General features: G+C 65.4%; 13 protein-coding genes and 1 pseudogene. 6 read left to right on the plus strand and 8 right to left on the minus strand.

What is annotated here, in order from left to right:
* Window positions 1–134 precede the first annotated feature (134 nt).
* On the minus strand, window positions 135–1,796 hold the full coding sequence (locus tag ACRQ5Q_RS32405; protein ID WP_439373782.1) for an electron transfer flavoprotein-ubiquinone oxidoreductase: 1,662 nt from the start codon (window positions 1,794–1,796) through the stop codon (window positions 135–137).
* A 235-nt stretch (window positions 1,797–2,031) separates the two neighbouring features.
* Between ACRQ5Q_RS32405 and ACRQ5Q_RS32410 the strand changes: the two genes are divergently transcribed.
* A complete protein-coding gene (locus ACRQ5Q_RS32410) occupies window positions 2,032–2,835 on the plus strand; it encodes a uracil-DNA glycosylase family protein (protein ID WP_439373781.1) in 804 nt (267 codons plus the stop codon).
* Window positions 2,836–2,958: 123 nt separating this feature from the next.
* Here the strand turns inward: ACRQ5Q_RS32410 and ACRQ5Q_RS32415 are convergent, their stop codons facing one another.
* From ACRQ5Q_RS32415 to ACRQ5Q_RS32430, 4 genes are all read right to left on the minus strand, one after another.
* Complete coding sequence (locus ACRQ5Q_RS32415; protein ID WP_439393995.1) at window positions 2,959–4,467, minus strand: glycosyltransferase family 39 protein; 1,509 nt, start codon at window positions 4,465–4,467, stop codon at window positions 2,959–2,961.
* Window positions 4,468–4,566: 99 nt separating this feature from the next.
* Complete coding sequence (locus ACRQ5Q_RS32420) at window positions 4,567–5,415, minus strand: ribonuclease HII (RefSeq protein WP_439393997.1); 849 nt, start codon at window positions 5,413–5,415, stop codon at window positions 4,567–4,569.
* A gap of 77 nt (window positions 5,416–5,492) precedes the next feature.
* Window positions 5,493–5,948, minus strand: a complete 456-nt coding sequence (locus tag ACRQ5Q_RS32425) for a VOC family protein (RefSeq protein ID WP_439393999.1) — start codon at window positions 5,946–5,948, stop codon at window positions 5,493–5,495.
* 24 nt (window positions 5,949–5,972) lie between these two features.
* Entirely contained in the window at window positions 5,973–7,136 is a 1,164-nt protein-coding gene (locus tag ACRQ5Q_RS32430; RefSeq protein ID WP_439394001.1) for a PA0069 family radical SAM protein, read from the minus strand.
* Window positions 7,137–7,345: 209 nt separating this feature from the next.
* Here ACRQ5Q_RS32430 and ACRQ5Q_RS32435 point away from each other — a divergent pair, with 209 nt between their 5' ends.
* Complete coding sequence (locus ACRQ5Q_RS32435; protein ID WP_439394003.1) at window positions 7,346–9,760, plus strand: phosphoketolase family protein; 2,415 nt, start codon at window positions 7,346–7,348, stop codon at window positions 9,758–9,760.
* A gap of 24 nt (window positions 9,761–9,784) precedes the next feature.
* A pseudogene (locus tag ACRQ5Q_RS32440) lies at window positions 9,785–10,068 on the plus strand (acetate/propionate family kinase); the annotation flags it as partial.
* 190 nt (window positions 10,069–10,258) lie between these two features.
* Here the strand turns inward: ACRQ5Q_RS32440 and ACRQ5Q_RS32445 are convergent.
* A complete protein-coding gene (locus ACRQ5Q_RS32445) occupies window positions 10,259–11,101 on the minus strand; it encodes an RMD1 family protein (RefSeq protein WP_439394005.1) in 843 nt (280 codons plus the stop codon).
* Between the two features lie 322 nt (window positions 11,102–11,423).
* Here ACRQ5Q_RS32445 and ACRQ5Q_RS32450 point away from each other — a divergent pair, with 322 nt between their 5' ends.
* Window positions 11,424–11,999, plus strand: a complete 576-nt coding sequence (locus ACRQ5Q_RS32450; protein ID WP_439373774.1) for a glycosyl transferase — start codon at window positions 11,424–11,426, stop codon at window positions 11,997–11,999.
* Between the two features lie 68 nt (window positions 12,000–12,067).
* Window positions 12,068–12,997, plus strand: coding sequence for a bifunctional helix-turn-helix transcriptional regulator/GNAT family N-acetyltransferase (locus ACRQ5Q_RS32455; protein WP_439373773.1), 930 nt, complete (start codon window positions 12,068–12,070; stop codon window positions 12,995–12,997).
* Window positions 12,998–13,240: 243 nt separating this feature from the next.
* Here ACRQ5Q_RS32455 and moaB read toward each other — a convergent pair whose 3' ends face one another.
* Together moaB and ypfJ are read right to left on the minus strand one after the other, a co-directional pair.
* A complete protein-coding gene (gene moaB, locus ACRQ5Q_RS32460; protein WP_439373772.1) occupies window positions 13,241–13,804 on the minus strand; it encodes a molybdenum cofactor biosynthesis protein B in 564 nt (187 codons plus the stop codon).
* A gap of 98 nt (window positions 13,805–13,902) precedes the next feature.
* Window positions 13,903–14,841 (minus strand): KPN_02809 family neutral zinc metallopeptidase, encoded by a 939-nt coding sequence (ypfJ, locus tag ACRQ5Q_RS32465; RefSeq protein WP_439373771.1) that lies wholly within the window; start codon window positions 14,839–14,841, stop codon window positions 13,903–13,905.
* Window positions 14,842–15,256: 415 nt separating this feature from the next.
* On the opposite strand from ypfJ, the gene ACRQ5Q_RS32470 reads away from it, so the two are divergent.
* Complete coding sequence (locus tag ACRQ5Q_RS32470; RefSeq protein ID WP_439373770.1) at window positions 15,257–16,387, plus strand: site-specific DNA-methyltransferase; 1,131 nt, start codon at window positions 15,257–15,259, stop codon at window positions 16,385–16,387.
* Window positions 16,388–16,511: the final 124 nt, after the last annotated feature.

Consider the following 16,511-nt stretch of genomic DNA (forward strand, 5'->3'; position numbering starts at 1 on the left):
GGCGGATCAAGACCGCCCCAAGACGCCGGTACTATGGCCTTATCGTGGCCGCAACGGGTAGCCGCGGCCGGGTTCTCACGCGAACGCGCGCCGGATCACCCTTTGTGACCTCGGCCGCTCTGGCTGGGCGCGTTTTACATCGCCTCGTAGTTCGGGCCACCGCCACCCTCCGGCGGAACCCAGGTGATGTTGCCGTTCGGGTCCTTCACGTCGCAGGTTTTGCAGTGGACGCAGTTCTGGGCGTTGATCTGGAAGCGCGGGCCGGAACCCTCCTCGATCCACTCGTAGACGCCGGCCGGGCAATAGCGATTCGAGGGACCGGCGAACACGTCATGCTCGGACGTCTTCTGGAGGTTCATGTCCGCAACCTTGAGATGGACCGGCTGGTCCTCTTCATGATTGGTGTTGGACAGGAACACCGAGGACAGCTTGTCGAAGGAAATCTTGCCGTCCGGCTTCGGGTAGTTCCTCGGCGCGTGGCTCTTCGCCGGATCGAGCGTGGCGCGGTCGGGCTTGCCGTGCGCCTGGGTGCCGAACAGCGAGCCGCCGAACAGCGTGTTGCACCACATGTCGAAGCCGCCGAGCGCGACGCCGAGCACGGTGCCGAACTTCGACCACAACGGCTTGACGTTGCGGACCAGGAACAGATCCTTGCCGACCGACGAGGAGCGCCAGGCATTCTCGTATTCGACGAGCTCGTCATTGGCGCGATCGGCCGCGAGCGCAGCTGCGACGTGTTCGGCCGCCAGCATGCCCGTGCCCATCGCATTGTGCACGCCCTTGATGCGCGGCACGTTGACGAAGCCCGCGGCGCAGCCGATCAGCGCGCCGCCGGGGAAGCTGAGCTTCGGCACCGACTGGTAGCCGCCCTCGGTGATGGCGCGCGCCCCGTAAGCGAGCCGCTTGGCGCCTTCGAAGATGCCGCGGATCGAGGGATGGGTCTTGAAGCGCTGGAATTCGTCGAACGGCGACAGATACGGATCGTCGTAGTTGAGATGCACGACGAAGCCGACGGCGACGAGGTTGTCGTCGTAATGATAGAGGAACGAGCCGCCGCCGGTCTTGAGGTCAAGCGGCCAGCCGAACGAATGCTGGATCAGGCCCTTCTGGTGTTTTGCGGGATCGATCTGCCAGACTTCCTTGAGCCCGATGCCGAACTTCGGCGGCTCGCTCTTGGCATCGAGCGCGAACTTGTTGATGAGCTGCTTGGTCAGGCTGCCGCGGGCGCCTTCGGCGAACAGCGTGTACTTGCCGAGCAATTCCATGCCGCGGGTGAAGGAGTCCTTCGGCTTGCCGTCGCGGCCGATGCCCATGTCGCCGGTGGCGATGCCCTTGACCTTGCCCTCCTCGTCATAGAGCACCTCGGCCGCGGCAAAGCCGGGATAGATCTCGACACCCAGCGCTTCCGCCTTGCGCGCCAGCCAGCGGCAGACATTGCCGAGCGAGCCGATATAACAGTGATGGTTGTCCATTAGCGGCGGCATCATGAAGTTCGGCAGCTTGATCGCACCGCCGCCCGTCATCCAGTAGAAGCGATCATCCTTCACCTGGGTCTTCAGCGGGCAGTCCGCATCCTCACGCCAGTCCGGGATAAGCTTGTCGAGCCCGGCCGGGTCGATCACCGCGCCCGAGAGAATATGCGCACCGACCTCGGAGCCCTTCTCCACCACGACGACGTTGAGATCGGCGTTGAGCTGCTTGAGCCGGATCGCGGCCGACAGGCCCGAGGGGCCGGCGCCGACGATGACGACGTCAAATTCCATGGATTCGCGCGGGGGAAGTTCTTCGGTGCTCATCTGATCTCAGCCCTTGAGACGGTCCTTGGTCGTTTGCGCCCTCTTGTTTCCGATTTTTCCGGGTAGGACAACCTCGGAATTACGTTCCGCCAGATGCAAGGCCGCCCAAACGGGTCCAGCCTGGTTCTGGTACGCCAGAACCGGGGAGGTCCCGATCTTTTTTGACGCGTTTTCTTCACGCGAACCGGTGTCCACTTCGCTTGAAAACGCTATGCTATAAAAGTCAGACTTTCCCATGATCCCCGAACCCGCGCCCACTGTCCGAGAGCTGCTCGCCTTCTATCTGGAGGCCGGAGTCGACTGCGCGCTGGCGGAGGAACCGATAGACCGCCTGGCGGAAATCGATGCGCCGCCACCCAGCTCGCGCGCGGCGCCGGTAGAGGCGCCCCGTCCGGTCGCCGCGCCCGCGGTGATGCGCGGCGAGGCCGCCCCTGCACCCGACGTCGCCATCGCTTCGGCGCGCGAGGCTGCGCGCACCGCGCCGACCCTGGAGGCCCTGCGCGAGCTGATGCAGAATTTCGAGGGCTGCGCGCTCAAGCACACCGCGACGCGGCTGGTGTTTGCCGACGGCAACCCGCAGGCGCGCATCATGTTCGTCGGCGAGGCGCCGGGCCGGGACGAGGACATCGAGGGGCTGCCCTTCGTCGGGCGCAGCGGCAAGCTGCTCGATCTCATGATCGGGGCGATCGGGCTCAACCGCACCACCGCCTACATCGCCAACGTCATTCCCTGGCGGCCGCCCGGCAACCGCACGCCGACGCCGCAGGAGACGCAAGTGTGCCTGCCCTTCATCCAGCGCCAGATCGAGCTGGTGAACCCGGATGTGCTGGTGACGCTCGGCAATCCCTCGACGCAGACGCTGCTGTCGACCCGCGAAGGCATCATGCGCACACGCGGGCGCTGGTTCGACTACGACACCGGCCAGCGCACGATCCGCGCGCTTCCGACGTTCCACCCCGCCTACCTGCTGCGCTCGCCGGCGTACAAGCGGCTGGCTTGGCAGGATCTGCGGGCGATCGCGAAGGTGCTGGCGGGGTAGTGAAGGGCAGAACGCTCTCTCCCCGTCATTGCGAGCGCAGCGAAGTAATCCAAAATCTTTCCGGGGAGGACTCCGGATTGCGTCGTCGCGAGGCCTCCTCGCAATGACGGTGGAGAGAGCGCGTCACGTCCCCTTCGGCCGCACGATGGCCCAGCCGATGCGCAGCAGCTGCTGGCGGCCGGTCACCAGCCATTCGAAGGCGCGCGGCACTTCCGGCACGATGCCGGGGAAGCGCTTGAGAATCTCGGGCGGCGGCGTGCCCGCCGTGTCGGAGGCGCGCCAGACCACGACGCCGCCGGTCTCGGCGAATTTGGCCTGATTCATCCACGGCGTCCGCGCCGGGTCGGCATCGATGAAGAGATGCGGCCGGCCGGAATGCAGCGTGATCAGACTGGCGAGCTGGGTCTCGCCGGCAACGGCGCGCAGGCGATGGTTGGTGCGGCGGGCAAAGCTCTCGTCGAAGAAATCCGAGATCGCGCGTGCCGGCATGGAGGTCGCAATCTCATTGGCGCCGGTCCAGGGCAGGAACAGCACCGCGAGCACCACGCCGGCGGCGGGCGCGACGACGGCGGCAGCCCAGACCATGCGCAGCATCCGCACACGGCGCATCGCGATGAGGTCGCCGGCCGCGACGATCACGGCAAGCCCGGACATGACCAGCACGACACCGGCGCCGCCGACGACGGAGTCGAGGCCGAGCACGGCCGAGATCAGCACCGCGCCGAGCGCCGGCGCCAGCGCGAAGAAATAGACGAAGTTGCGGGCGAGCGGCTCGACCGGCGGTCGGTAAATGATCGGTGCCTCCTCGCCCTTGGCGACGAACAGATGGGTGTTGAGAAAGGTCAGCGCCGGGATCGCGGCAGCCCCGAGCACCAGCCCGCCGAGCAGCCAGGCTGCGTGGATCGCACGGGTGCTCAACTCGGCCACCTGCGGCAGGGCCGGCAGCACCAGCGTCTCGGCCCGCATCAGCCAGACGGCATAGGGCAGCGCCAGCACGCCGACGACGATCAGGGCGAACAGCGGATCGAGCGCGCGCAGCGTCCGGCGGCCGCCGCTGGTTGCGAACGCAAAGATGACGACCAGTGCGAGAAGAAAGACCGCCGCGGGCGTGGTGAGCAGCAGCAGGCCCGCCTCGATCGACCAGGCGAACCAGGCATTGCCGCGGCGCTGGCCGATGATCTGCCAGGAGTGCAAGAGGAGAAGCGCCCAGAGCGGCCGCGCCAGCACCAGCGGGCCGAAGTCGAGCGCGGACGAGGAGAAGGCCAGCACCGTCATGGTCAGGAGCACGGCGAGCACCGCCTGCTGCGAGCCGACCACGGCGCGGGCGAGATGATAGAGCGCGATGAAAGTCGCGATCTCGCAGAGCTGGGCGAGCACATAGACGCCGAACATGTGGCCGCCGGCGAGGCGATAGGCGATGTCAGCGAGCCAGACCGGCAGGGGCGGCCCGAGATCGGTCCCGACCTGATATTCCCTGCCGAACGCCAGCAAGGTCGCCAGCGAGCCGGGCGGGCTGCGGTAGAACACAAGCGCCACGAAAAGCCACATCAAAGCCTGCAGCAGCACGGCGATCCACACGATCAGCCGCGGCCGGGCGCGAATGAGCTCAATGACCAGGGAGGTAAACCGCATGCAACGCCCGAAAGATGCAGCCAACCCGTCCAGCCGGCCCTATTCGCTCGCATTCGTTTTGATAATGGGCGTCGCGCGTCGTGGCAACGACCCTCTACGCTAGAGGCCCGCTCGAGCGCTGATTTCGTCGCCCGCTTCCACCTGTACCTCCACCTCGGAGACCGAGAACAGGTCCTGCACCGGCTCGACGGTCCAGGGCATGTGCTTGGCGCGGGCAGCGGCGACGGGGGCGAAGAAGCTGCGGTGATGGGCGGTGGGGCCGAGGCGGTCCAGCGCATCGAGATGCTCCGGGACGGCGTAGCCCTTGTGCTGCTCGAAACCATAGCCCGGGCAGTCCTGCGCCAGCGCGCACATCAGCCGGTCGCGTGTGACCTTGGCGACGATCGAGGCTGCCGCGATCGACAGCACGATGCCGTCGCCGCCGATCACGGCCTCGCATTCGCAGGGCGTGTCGAGCCGGTCGCGGCCGTCGACGAAGACATGCTTGGGTGCCTGGGGCAGCGCCGCCACGGCACGCTTCAGCGCCCACAGCGAGGCGCGCAGGATGTTGTCCCGGTCGATCCGGGCGCGTGAGGCGACCACCACCGAGACCTGCGCCGTGGCGCAGATCTTGTCGAACAGTCTTTCGCGCTCCTCGGCGGTCAGCCGCTTGGAATCATCGATGCCGCGCGGAATGCGGCCGGGGTCGAGAATCACGGCGGCCGCCACCACCGGGCCGGCCAGCGGGCCACGGCCGGCCTCGTCGCAGCCCGCAATCGGCCAGACGCCGCGCTTGATCAGCGCGCGCTCGCGGCGGAAGCTCGGCGGCGCAATCGCGATAACGCCTTTCTTGCCGGCCGGAACCTTGACCTCGGCAAGCTTGGCCGCCCCGGCAGGCGCTGCCTGCTTCGCAGCATCCCCTTTTGGCGCGCCTTTGGCCTGCTTCCTGGCGGACTTTTCCCGAATCATGGCCGGGATCGTGCGCAAGCGGCCCCGCCCGCGCAACCGGGAACCCCGGATAATTCCCGTTATTCAGGTCGGCCGCCCTACCCGGCCAGATGCACCCGCCGGTCGTCGCCGACCTCGATGCCGGGCGCCACCACGGCCTCCCAAGTATGACCGTCCGGATCGGCGAAGTAGCCGCGATAGCCGCCATAATCTGTCTCGCACGCAGGCCTCAGCAGCCTTGCTCCCTTGCCGACGGCGAAAGCCAGCACCGCATCGACCTCATCGCGCGTGCGGCAGTTCCAGGCGAGCGTGGTGCCGCGGAAAGCCACCGGCCTTGGCTGGTCCGGCAAGGTCGCGTCCGCCGCGAGCTGATCCCAGGGAAACAGCGCAAGCACCGGACCGCCGGTATCGTAGAACGCCACGGCCTCGCCGGTCGCCTTCAGCCGGCGCGAGAATCCGAGGGCATCATAGAAGGCCATGCTGGCGCGGACGTCGCTGACGCCGAGTGTGATGACGGTCAGCCGCGGGATCGGGGCTGGAATTTCCTTACTCATGCCGCGCCTCTTCCACTTGCCTGATCAGAACAGGCTGAGCTGCTCCCCGTTCTGCTTCGGCCGCGCAAAATGATCCGTGGTCAGCTTCGAGCGGCGCTTGTTGAGCCCGAGCCTGTCGCAGGCGATCTCGAAGCGGCGGCCGATGGTCCAGGCCATCGGTCCCGTGCCTTTCATCCGCTCGCCCCATTTCGCGTCGTAGTCGCGCCCCCCGCGCATGTCGCGGATCAGCGTGAAGACGTGGCGGTAGCGGTCCGGATAGTTCGCCATCAGCCATTCGCGGAAGAGATCGCGGACCTCGAGCGGCAGACGGAGCAGCACGTAGGAGGCTTCCTTGACGCCGGCATGAGCGGCCGCATCGAGGATCCGCTCGATCTCGGCATCGTTCAGAGCGGGGATGACAGGTGCGACCATCACGGTAGTGGGAATGCCGGCTTCCGAGAGCTGCCTCAGCGCCTCCAGCCGCTTCGGCGGCGTCGAGGCGCGCGGCTCCATGCTGCGAGCCAGCTTCGGATCGAGCGAGGTCACGGATATCGCGACCTTGGCGAGGTTGCGCCTGGCCATGCGCGAGAGAATGTCGATGTCGCGCACGACCAGCGCCGACTTGGTGACGATGCCGACGGGATGCCCGGTACGCTCCAGCACTTCCAAAATGCCGCGCATGATTTTGCGCTCGCGCTCGATCGGCTGGTAGGGGTCGGTGTTGGTGCCGATCGCGATCATCCGCGGCTCGTAGCCGGGGGCGGCGAGCTCCTTCTCCAGCAGCACCGGCGCCTCGGGCTTCACGAACAGCTTCGACTCGAAGTCGAGCCCCGGCGACAGGCCGAGATAGGCGTGGGTCGGCCGCGCGAAGCAATAGACACAGCCATGCTCGCAGCCGCGATACGGATTGATGGAACGGTCGAAGCCGATGTCGGGGGAGTCGTTGCGGGTGATCACCTTGCGCGAGGCGTCGACCGCCACCGTCGTCTTGAACGGCGGCAAATCATCCAGGCTCTGCCAGCCGTCGTCGAAGGCGACGCGCGCCTCGGCCTCGTAGCGGCCGCTGGCATTTGACTGGGCCCCCCGGCCTCGCCTGCGCTTGCGGTCGATGGCGACCGCCAGCTCAGGGAAGTCGGAAGGCGCACCCGCCGGCTCGGAGGGCGCCGTGACCGGCGGGTGCTTGAGAGCAGAAGAAGATGCTGGACTCATGCAGCCAAGATAGCACGCCAAAGGAACAAATCAAGAACACAAAGCAAAAACCTGAAAACAACCCCATGCACAGTAGAGCTGCCCAAACTTCGCGCGCCGGCCTTGACCTCGCGCAACACCGGCGTCACGGCCATCCCGTTTCATGAGCGACGGATCGATCGCGCCGGAACCGGGTTGGTGGCGATCGCTGGGTGAAGGTCGGCAGGAACATGACAATCCAACAAAAAACAGCCGCCGCGAGCGGCGACCTCGATCTCCTCGATCGCTACTGGCGCGCTGCCAACTACCTCTCGGTCGGGCAGATCTACCTCCTCGACAACCCGCTGCTGCGCGAGCCGTTGCGGCCCGAGCACATCAAGCCGCGCTTGCTCGGACATTGGGGCACGACGCCCGGCTTGAACTTCATCTATGCCCATCTCAACCGCGTGATCCGCGCGCTTGATCTCAACGTGCTCTATGTCTGCGGTCCCGGCCATGGCGGGCCGGGCATGGTCGCCAACACCTATCTCGAAGGCAGCTACACCGAGATCTATCCAGATATCGCGCGCAATGCGAACGGATTGCGCAAGCTGTTCAGGCAGTTCTCCTTCCCCGGCGGCATTCCGAGCCACGCGGCGCCCGAAACTCCCGGCTCGATCCACGAGGGCGGCGAGCTCGGCTACGCGCTGGTGCACGCCTATGGCGCGGCGTTCGACAATCCTGATTTGATCGTGGCTTGCGTCATCGGCGACGGCGAAGCCGAGACTGGTCCGCTCGCGGCGTCCTGGCACTCCAACAAATTCCTGAGCCCGGCCCATGACGGCGCGGTGCTGCCGATCCTGCATCTCAACGGCTACAAGATCGCCAACCCGACCGTGCTCGGGCGGCTGCCAGACAAAGAGATCCGCGATCTGTTCCGCGGCCTTGGCCACGAGCCGCTGTTCGTCGAGGGTGACGATCCCAAATTGATGCACCAGGCGATGGCGGACGCGCTCGACGTCGCATTCGCCAGCATCCGCTCGATCCAGCAACACGCCCGCGACGGACGCAAGACGGTCGAGCGGCCGCGCTGGCCCATGATCGTGCTGCGCAGCCCGAAGGGCTGGACCGGCCCGAAGGAGGTCGACGGCAAGAAGGTCGAGGATTTCTGGCGCGCGCATCAGGTGCCGGTTGCGAGCTGCCGCGAGAATCCGGCGCATCTGAAGATCCTCGAAGACTGGATGCGCAGCTACCAGCCGGACAAACTGTTCGACGCGAATGGTGCGCTCGTCCCCGAACTGCAGGCGCTCGCCCCTGAAGGCAGCCGCCGCATGGGCGCCAATCCGCATGCCAATGGCGGTCTGCTCAAGAAGGAGCTGAAGCTGCCGGACTTCCGCAGCTTCGCCGTGGACGTGCCGCAGCCCGGCGCCGTCATCGGAGAAGCGACACGCGAGCTCGGCAAATTCCTGCGCGACGTCATCCGCCTGAACGCGCAAGAGCGCAACTTCCGCATCATGGGTCCGGACGAGACCGCGTCAAACCGGCTGGATGCCGTGTTCGACGCGACCGAGCGGGTGTGGATGGAGCCGACGGAGCCCTACGACGTTCATCTTGCGCAGGACGGGCGCGTGATGGAGGTGCTGAGCGAGCATCTCTGCCAGGGCTGGCTCGAAGGCTACCTGCTCACCGGACGCCACGGCTTCTTCTCCTGCTACGAGGCCTTCATCCACATCGTGGATTCCATGTTCAACCAGCACGCCAAATGGCTGAAGGTGACGCGGCATCTGCCATGGCGGCGGCCGATCGCCTCGCTGAACTACCTCTTGACCTCGCATGTCTGGCGCCAGGACCACAACGGCTTCAGCCACCAGGATCCCGGCTTCGTCGATCTCGTCGCCAACAAGAAGGCCGACATCGTGCGCATCTATCTTCCGCCGGATGCCAACACGCTGCTGTGGATCGCCGACCATTGCCTGCGCACCTACAACCGCATCAACGTCATCGTCGCCGGCAAGCAGCCGGCGCCGCAATGGCTGTCGATGCAAGAGGCCGCGACGCATTGCGATGCCGGCATCGGCATCTGGGCCTGGGCCGGCAACGAGGACACGAATGCCGAGCCCGACGTGGTGATGGCCTGCGCCGGCGACGTGCCGACGCTGGAGACGCTCGCCGCCGTGGACCTGCTGCGCAAGGCGCTGCCTGACCTGAAGATCCGCGTCGTCAACGTCGTCGATCTCATGACGCTGCACCCGAACGACCAGCATCCTCATGGGCTTTCGGATCGCGACTTCGACAGCCTGTTCACGCGCGACAAGCCGGTGATCTTCGCCTACCACGGCTATCCCTATTTGATCCACCGTCTCACCTATAACCGCACCAACCATGCTGGCATGCATGTCCGCGGCTTCGCCGAGGAAGGCACCACGACGACGCCGTTCGACATGGTCGTGCTCAACGGGCTCGACCGCTTTCACCTCGCGATCGAGGCGATCGAGCGTGTGCCGGGACTCGCGACCAGGGCAGCATGGGTGAAGCAGCAGTTCCGCGACAAGCTGATCGAACACGCGCGCTATGTCCGCGAGCACGGCGAGGACATGCCCGAGATCCAGGGCTGGGTCTGGCCCAACAGCTCCGGCGGCAACACGCCGCGCGAAGCCGGCGATTGACGTCGAGACAGCGGCGCGACAGGGATCGAGCTCTTCGTCTTTCGTGTAGCCGAGGCGATCGCGACGATGGCAACCGCGCTCGGCGGGTTGGACTGCCTCGTGTTCACCGGCGGCATCGGCGAGCATGCGAAGGAGATCCGAAGCCAGATCAGCGAGCGTCTCGGCTGGCTCGGCCTGCACATCGATGCGGCCGCGAACGACGCGGCACGCGAGCTCATCAATGATGGCGATAGCGCGGCTTCATTATTCCAACGAATGAGGAACTGACGATCGCGCGGCGTTGTGCAAGGGTGCTGCGAGCCAAATGAAATATGAGGCGGCGGTTCCTTCCTTCTCCCCTTGTGGGAGAAGGTGGCGAGCGGATGAGGGGTTTCTATCCGCGCCCACGTTTGCAAATGAGTATGCGGATAGATACCCCTCACCCCATTGAGTTCTTGTCTCCTAGCGGCGCTGCCATCTCCCACAACAAGGGGAGAGGGCCCAGTAACGCGCAGCTCGCTATTGGTGAATACCCGAGAGAATCTGGACGCACCCGATCACGACCTCGATCACGATCAGCACCACCACCGCGATCTCGAGGCGAAGCGAGCGCTGGGTGTCGATGATGTCGGTGAGCGCGTTGGCGGTCTCCGACACGGCGGTGAGCTTGCGCTCGAGCGTGTCGAGGCGCTCCTTCAGTTCGTACTCGTCCTCGAGGCGGCCATAGAGCCGGTCGAGCTCGGGCTTCTCCCAAAGCACGTCGGGCTTCTCGGCCACCGCAACGCGGCCTGCGACGCGCTGCTGGACGAGAAGCGCGTTGCCAATCAGTTGCAAAATGCCCTTGCGGCGGCGCGGCGTGCGGCCGTACTCGGCAAGCTCGCGCGCGAACGGCTCGATGACGTCGAACACCGCGGCGACCCGCCGCTCGTCGCGGGCCAGCGACGTGCTTTTGGCGAGCGCGTCCGCGACCAGAAGCAGCCGGTCGTCCGAGAATTTGGAGAGGCAGATCGGCCCGCCCGGCTGGATCGCCTCGCTGTTTTCATCCTTGCACAGCTGCGCCTGTGCGATCTCCTCCTCGTAGGGGCTGAACTCGCCGATCACGCGCGACTTGAGGCTGTCGATCAGTACCTTCTCCTCCGAAGGCAGCAGGCCGATCAGCACCACGACGCCGTAGCGGAAGATCACCGCGAGGCCGGCGTGAACGCGGAAGGCGGCCGGCGTCGATGACACGAGCGTGCCGATCTCGAGGCCGGACGCATTGATGCGGTCCCCCAGCATCAGCGCTCGGATCCGCAAGCTCGGCGCGGCGTCAGCCCTGGCAGATGTTGTCGGCGCGCTAACGGCGAGTTGATCGGCGTTCATGCAAGGCCCTCGTCAGCACCGTGGATTGCCGACCCGGGTGTCGGTCCGCTCGCATCCTCCGCATGCAGGATTGCGGTGGCCTGCAGGCTGCGCAAAGATCGCAGCGAAACTCCGGGATAATACCGTCACCGCGAATTCGCGCCGAAATATTCGGCAACATTGCCACCCCGCAGGAGACAATTTGGATGTGCGATGGCTCTGGCAGTTTACCATCGAACCGCGAAGCCCTGCCCGAAAAGTTGCACTCGGCAATGCCGCGTGTTTATGACAATATCATAGCGAATTGCGCTTCTCCCGAAGCGCGGACACTGAAGCCCCAATCATGCTGAGCGTCATCATTCCGACCGAAGGCGTCGAGCAGACGACGGTCGCAACCCTGGCCGCGCTGGTGCCCGGTGCCGCCGCCGGCATCATCCGGGAAGTCCTGCTGGTCGACGGCACCCGCAACGGCGTCATCGAGCGCGTTGCCGACGTGGCAGGCTGCCGTTTCGTCAGCGTCGAGGGTTCCTCGCAGGGCGCGGCGCTCGCCGCAGGCGCGCTTCAGGCTCGTTCGTCCTGGCTGATGTTCCTCCCCGCAGGCGCGGTGCTGGAAACCGGCTGGATCGAGGAGACCACCCAGTTCATCCAGACCGTCGCGACCAGCGGCCAGGAGCGGGCGGCGGTATTCCGCTACGCACGCACGCCTTATGCCGCTACCGGATTGCGCCACGTCCTCCGGGCCGTGGCGCGCAAAGTGGTTGGCCCGTTCGGCGATCAGGGCCTTTTGATCGCCCGTGATCATTACGACCGGATCGGCGGTTATCCGCCCCAGGCCCGCCATTCCGAGGCGCAGCTGCTGCGGCGGCTCGGCCGCTCCTCTCGGACCATGTTGCGCAGCCGGATCGTCATGGTCGGCTGAGGCCAGCCGGTCTTGATACTTGCCAAAGTCAAACAATTATTTGACAATGGCAATTATCGAGGTGAGCCATGTCATTCAACGGCACAGACGACCACATCGCAGCGGTTCGCGCCTTCAACCGCTTCTATACCCGCAAGCTCGGCGTGCTCGACCAGCACCTTGGAAAAACCCCGTTTTCGCTGAGCGAGGCCCGGGTGCTCTACGAGCTCGCGCACCGCGACGACCTTGCGGCAAAGGAGATCGGAATCGAGCTTGGTCTCGACCCCGGCTATCTCAGCCGCATCGTCCAGAGCTTTGACGAAAAGGGGCTGATCACGCGCAGGCCCCTGCCCGCCGATCGCAGGCAATACCAGCTCAGCCTGACCGCCAAGGGCCGGCAGACCTTCGCCAATCTGAACCTGAGCTCGCAAAACGAGGTCGCCGCGATGCTGGCCCGGCTTTCAGCCGACGATGCGACCCGGCTCACGCAGGCCATGGCGACGATCGAGAGCGTGCTGGAGCCACGTCAAAAGCAGCCCGCTTCCGTGGTGCTGCGCAGCCATCGCGTCGGCGACATGGGCTGGGTCATCTCCCGGCAGGGCATCGCTTATGCCGCTGATTACAACTGGGACATCAGCTACGAGGCGCTGGTCGCCGAGATCTGTGCGCAGTTCATCAAGAACTACGACCCCGCGCGCGAGCACTGCTGGATCGCGGAAGTCGGTGGCGAGCCGGTCGGCTCGATCTTCCTGGTCAAGGCCACGGACGAGATCGCCAAGCTGCGCCTGTTGCAGGTGGAGAAGAAAGCACGTGGGCTCGGCGTCGGTCGCGCGCTGGTCGAGCAATGCATCCAAGGCGCCCGCGAGCGGGGCTACAAGAGAATGACGCTGTGGACGCAAAGCATCCTGGTTGCCGCGCGCGGCATCTACAAGAGCACCGGCTTCAAGCTCGTGAAGGAAGAGAAACACCACAGTTTTGGTACCGATCTGGTCGGCGAGACGTGGGAGCTGGATTTGTAACGACACGAAGCGAGAGGCGCATGAATGTGCCCTCGCCCCTCATGTCTGCCGAAGCCTCGGTGAAGGCGGATGTGGGAGAGGGCAGCGTCGCTGGTGGATGCGGGCTCGCTTGGGCGAGGGGTATCTCTCGGAGCACGCCGTGCCGATAGATACCCCTCATCGGGCGCTTCGCGCCACCTTCTCCCACAAGGGGAGAAGGGAAGAAAGCGCGCACAGCTAACGAATGCTCTTACAGCAACGCCGCTACACCGTCGCGCCTTGCGCCTTCGGCCGGCGCAGGTGCTCATCCAGCCTCGGCATGATCTCGACGAAATTGCACGGGCGCGTGCGGTAGTCGAGCTGGGCGGCGAGGATGCCGTCCCAGCCGTCGCGGCAGGCGCCGGGCGAACCTGGCAGGCAGAAGATGTAGGTCGCCCCCGCAACGCCCGCAGTGGCGCGGCTCTGGATCGTCGACGTGCCGATCTTCGCGTGGCTCAGCATGTGGAATGCAATCGAGAAGCCGTCCATGCGCTTCTCGAACAGCGGCTCGATCGCCTCTGGCGTGACGTCGCGTCCGGTAAAACCGGTGCCGCCGGTGGTGATGACGACATCGACGCTGCTGTCGGCAATCCAGCGGCGGATCACCGCGCGGATCGCCTCGACATCGTCGGTGACGATCTCGCGGGCGGCGAGATGATGGCCTGCGCCGGTGAGACGATCGGCCAGCGTCTGACCGGATTTGTCATCCGCAATCGCGCGCGTGTCGGACACGGTCAGCACCGCGATGTTGAGCGGGATGAATTGTTTTGTTTCATCGATGGACGCCATTCTTCACCCTCACTCGTCCTTCCGGGGCTCGCGAAGCGAGAACCCGGAACCTCGCGCCATCACATTCGCATTCCGGGTTCGCGCTTCGGAATGAGGCATCACGCCCCGCCGCCGAACGTGTTGCAGGCCTGGACCGTGCCCTGCTGGTAGCCGGTCATGAACCATTGCTTGCGCTGCGCGGCCGAGCCGTGGGTGAAGGAGTCGGGCACGACGCGGCCCGTGGCCTGGCGCTGCAGCGTATCGTCGCCGATGGCGCTTGCCGTGGTCAGCGCAGCGTCGATGTCGCCTGCTTCCAGGAAGTTCGGACGCTTCTTCGCCTCGCGATTGACCCAGACGCCCGAGAGACAATCCGCCTGCAGCTCGACCTTGACCTGGAGCGCGTTGGCCTCGGCCTTGCTGCCGGCCTGCTGCTGCAGCCGTGTCACGCGCGGAATGATGCCGAGCAGGTTCTGGATGTGGTGGCCGGCCTCGTGCGCAATGATGTAGGCGGTGGTGAAGTTGCACGCCGACTTGCCGGAGCAGCCGCGGAAGCGCGTCTCGACCTCGCGGAAGAAACCGGTGTCGAGGAAGATGGTGCGATCCGGCGGGCAGTAGAACGGCCCCATCGCCGACTGCGCCATGCCGCAGCGGCCGCCATTGGTGGCGTTGCGGAACAGCACGACCTTCGGACCGGTATAGTTCTGGCCCGAGGCCTGGAAGATCTCGCTCCAGCGGTCGTCGATCTCGCCGAGGATGCCGGCGATCATGCTGCCGACCTCGTCGGTCGGCGCGCCGCGCTTGGCCGAGGTCGACTGGCGATCGGTCTGATAGCTCGGCGCCTGGCCGCCGCCGGTGAGGATCTCGGCGCCGCCGATCAGAATGCGCGGGTCGATGCCGAAGGCATAGCCGATCAGGCCGAGCACGATGATGGTGCCGATGCCGAGCCCGCCACCGCCCATCGGCAAGCCGAACCCGCCGCCTCCGCCGCCGAATCCACCGCCACCCTCGTCGCGACGATCCTCGATGTCGTCGCTGCGGCGGAAATCATCGTAGCGCATGGCGGGCTTTCCCTTAAATCCTCGATTGGCATCATTTGGGCGCAGAAGCGCGAAAGCTCAACGCGCCACACACGTAAAATTTCCGTTGCCTTTATCAATATCGTGCTCGGCAAAAATTGCCTAGTGCGACAGCATGCGCCTGCCAGCAATTTTTTCCGAGGGACGTGCAATTTTTTCCGAGAGAAATTTGCAGTCCTTTTGACGTCCGCGCCGCTCCCGCAACGCGAAGAAAGGCGAAATACACTGCAAAACACGGTGAATGCGAATGGCCGGCGGCACGCGAGGTGCGACGCGCGGCCTGCTCACGAAAGCGGCGGGTTAAGTCGATTTTTACTTTGCCGCTTCAATGTAACGGTCAGTCGGTTGTTTGGTCCCGCGTCGCCGACAGCGTCGCCTGAGTCAGAGTTCTTGAGTCATGGTAGAGTCGCGTCGCGGGGCGTCTGCAAGGGCGCCCCGCACAAACTTTGAGTCCCCGTCGCATCGTGTCATCCTCGGCGATTGCGTCGCCGAGATGTCGAAGCTTCGAGCAGCCAGCGTCGATCTGGTGTTCGCAGATCCGCCGTACAATCTTCAGCTCAAGGGCGATCTCAAGCGCCCCGACGAATCCCATGTCGATGCTGTCAACGACGACTGGGACAAGTTCGATTCATTCTCCGCCTACGACGATTTCACCCGCGCCTGGCTGCTTGCCGCGCGCCGGGCGATGAAGCCGTCGGCGACGATCTGGGTGATCGGCTCCTATCACAACATCTTCCGCGTCGGCGCGATCATGCAGGACCTCGGCTTCTGGCTCCTGAACGACATCGTCTGGCGCAAGACCAACCCGATGCCGAATTTCCGCGGCCGCCGCTTCACCAACGCGCACGAAACGATGATCTGGGCCGCGCGCGACGAGAAGGCCAAGGGTTACACCTTCAATTACGAGGCGCTGAAGGCCGCCAACGAGGACGTGCAGGCACGCTCCGACTGGCTGATCCCGCTCTGCACCGGCGAGGAGCGCCTCAAGGGCGCCGACGGCAAGAAAGTGCATCCGACGCAGAAGCCGGAAGGCCTGCTCGCGCGCGTGCTGCTGTCTTCATCGAAGCCCGGCGACCTCGTGATCGACCCGTTCAACGGCACCGGCACCACCGGCGCGGTCGCCAAGCGCCTCGGCCGCTCCTATATCGGCTTCGAGCGCGACAAGACCTATGCGAAGGCGGCAGAAGCGCGCATCGCCGCGGTCGAGCCGCTGCCGGAAGAAAGCCTCGCTCCGTTCATGACCGCACGCGAAGCCCCGCGCGTCGCTTTCTCGGAGCTGATCGAGCGCGGCATGATCATGCCCGGCACGAAACTGTTCGACGCCAAGAAGAAGCTCGGCGCGCTGGTCCGTGCCGACGGCGCCATCATGCTCGGCGACAAGGTCGGCTCGATCCACCGCATCGGCGCCGTCGCGCAAGGCGCGCAGGCCTGCAACGGCTGGACCTTCTGGCATGTCGAGACCAAGAAGGGTCTCAAGCTGATCGACGAGCTCCGCGCCGAAATCCGCGCCGGCATGGCGGCGGAGTAGATCCTCTCGCCGTCATTCCGGGGCTCGCGAAGCGAGAACCCTGAATCTATCCAACCACAGCACCTGCGGCCCAATGGATTCCGGGCTCGCGACAAGAGGCGCGCCCGGGATTGACAGCAGTGAT

This window comes from Bradyrhizobium sp. PMVTL-01 (genome assembly GCF_051861855.1).
Classification (GTDB): domain Bacteria; phylum Pseudomonadota; class Alphaproteobacteria; order Rhizobiales; family Xanthobacteraceae; genus Bradyrhizobium.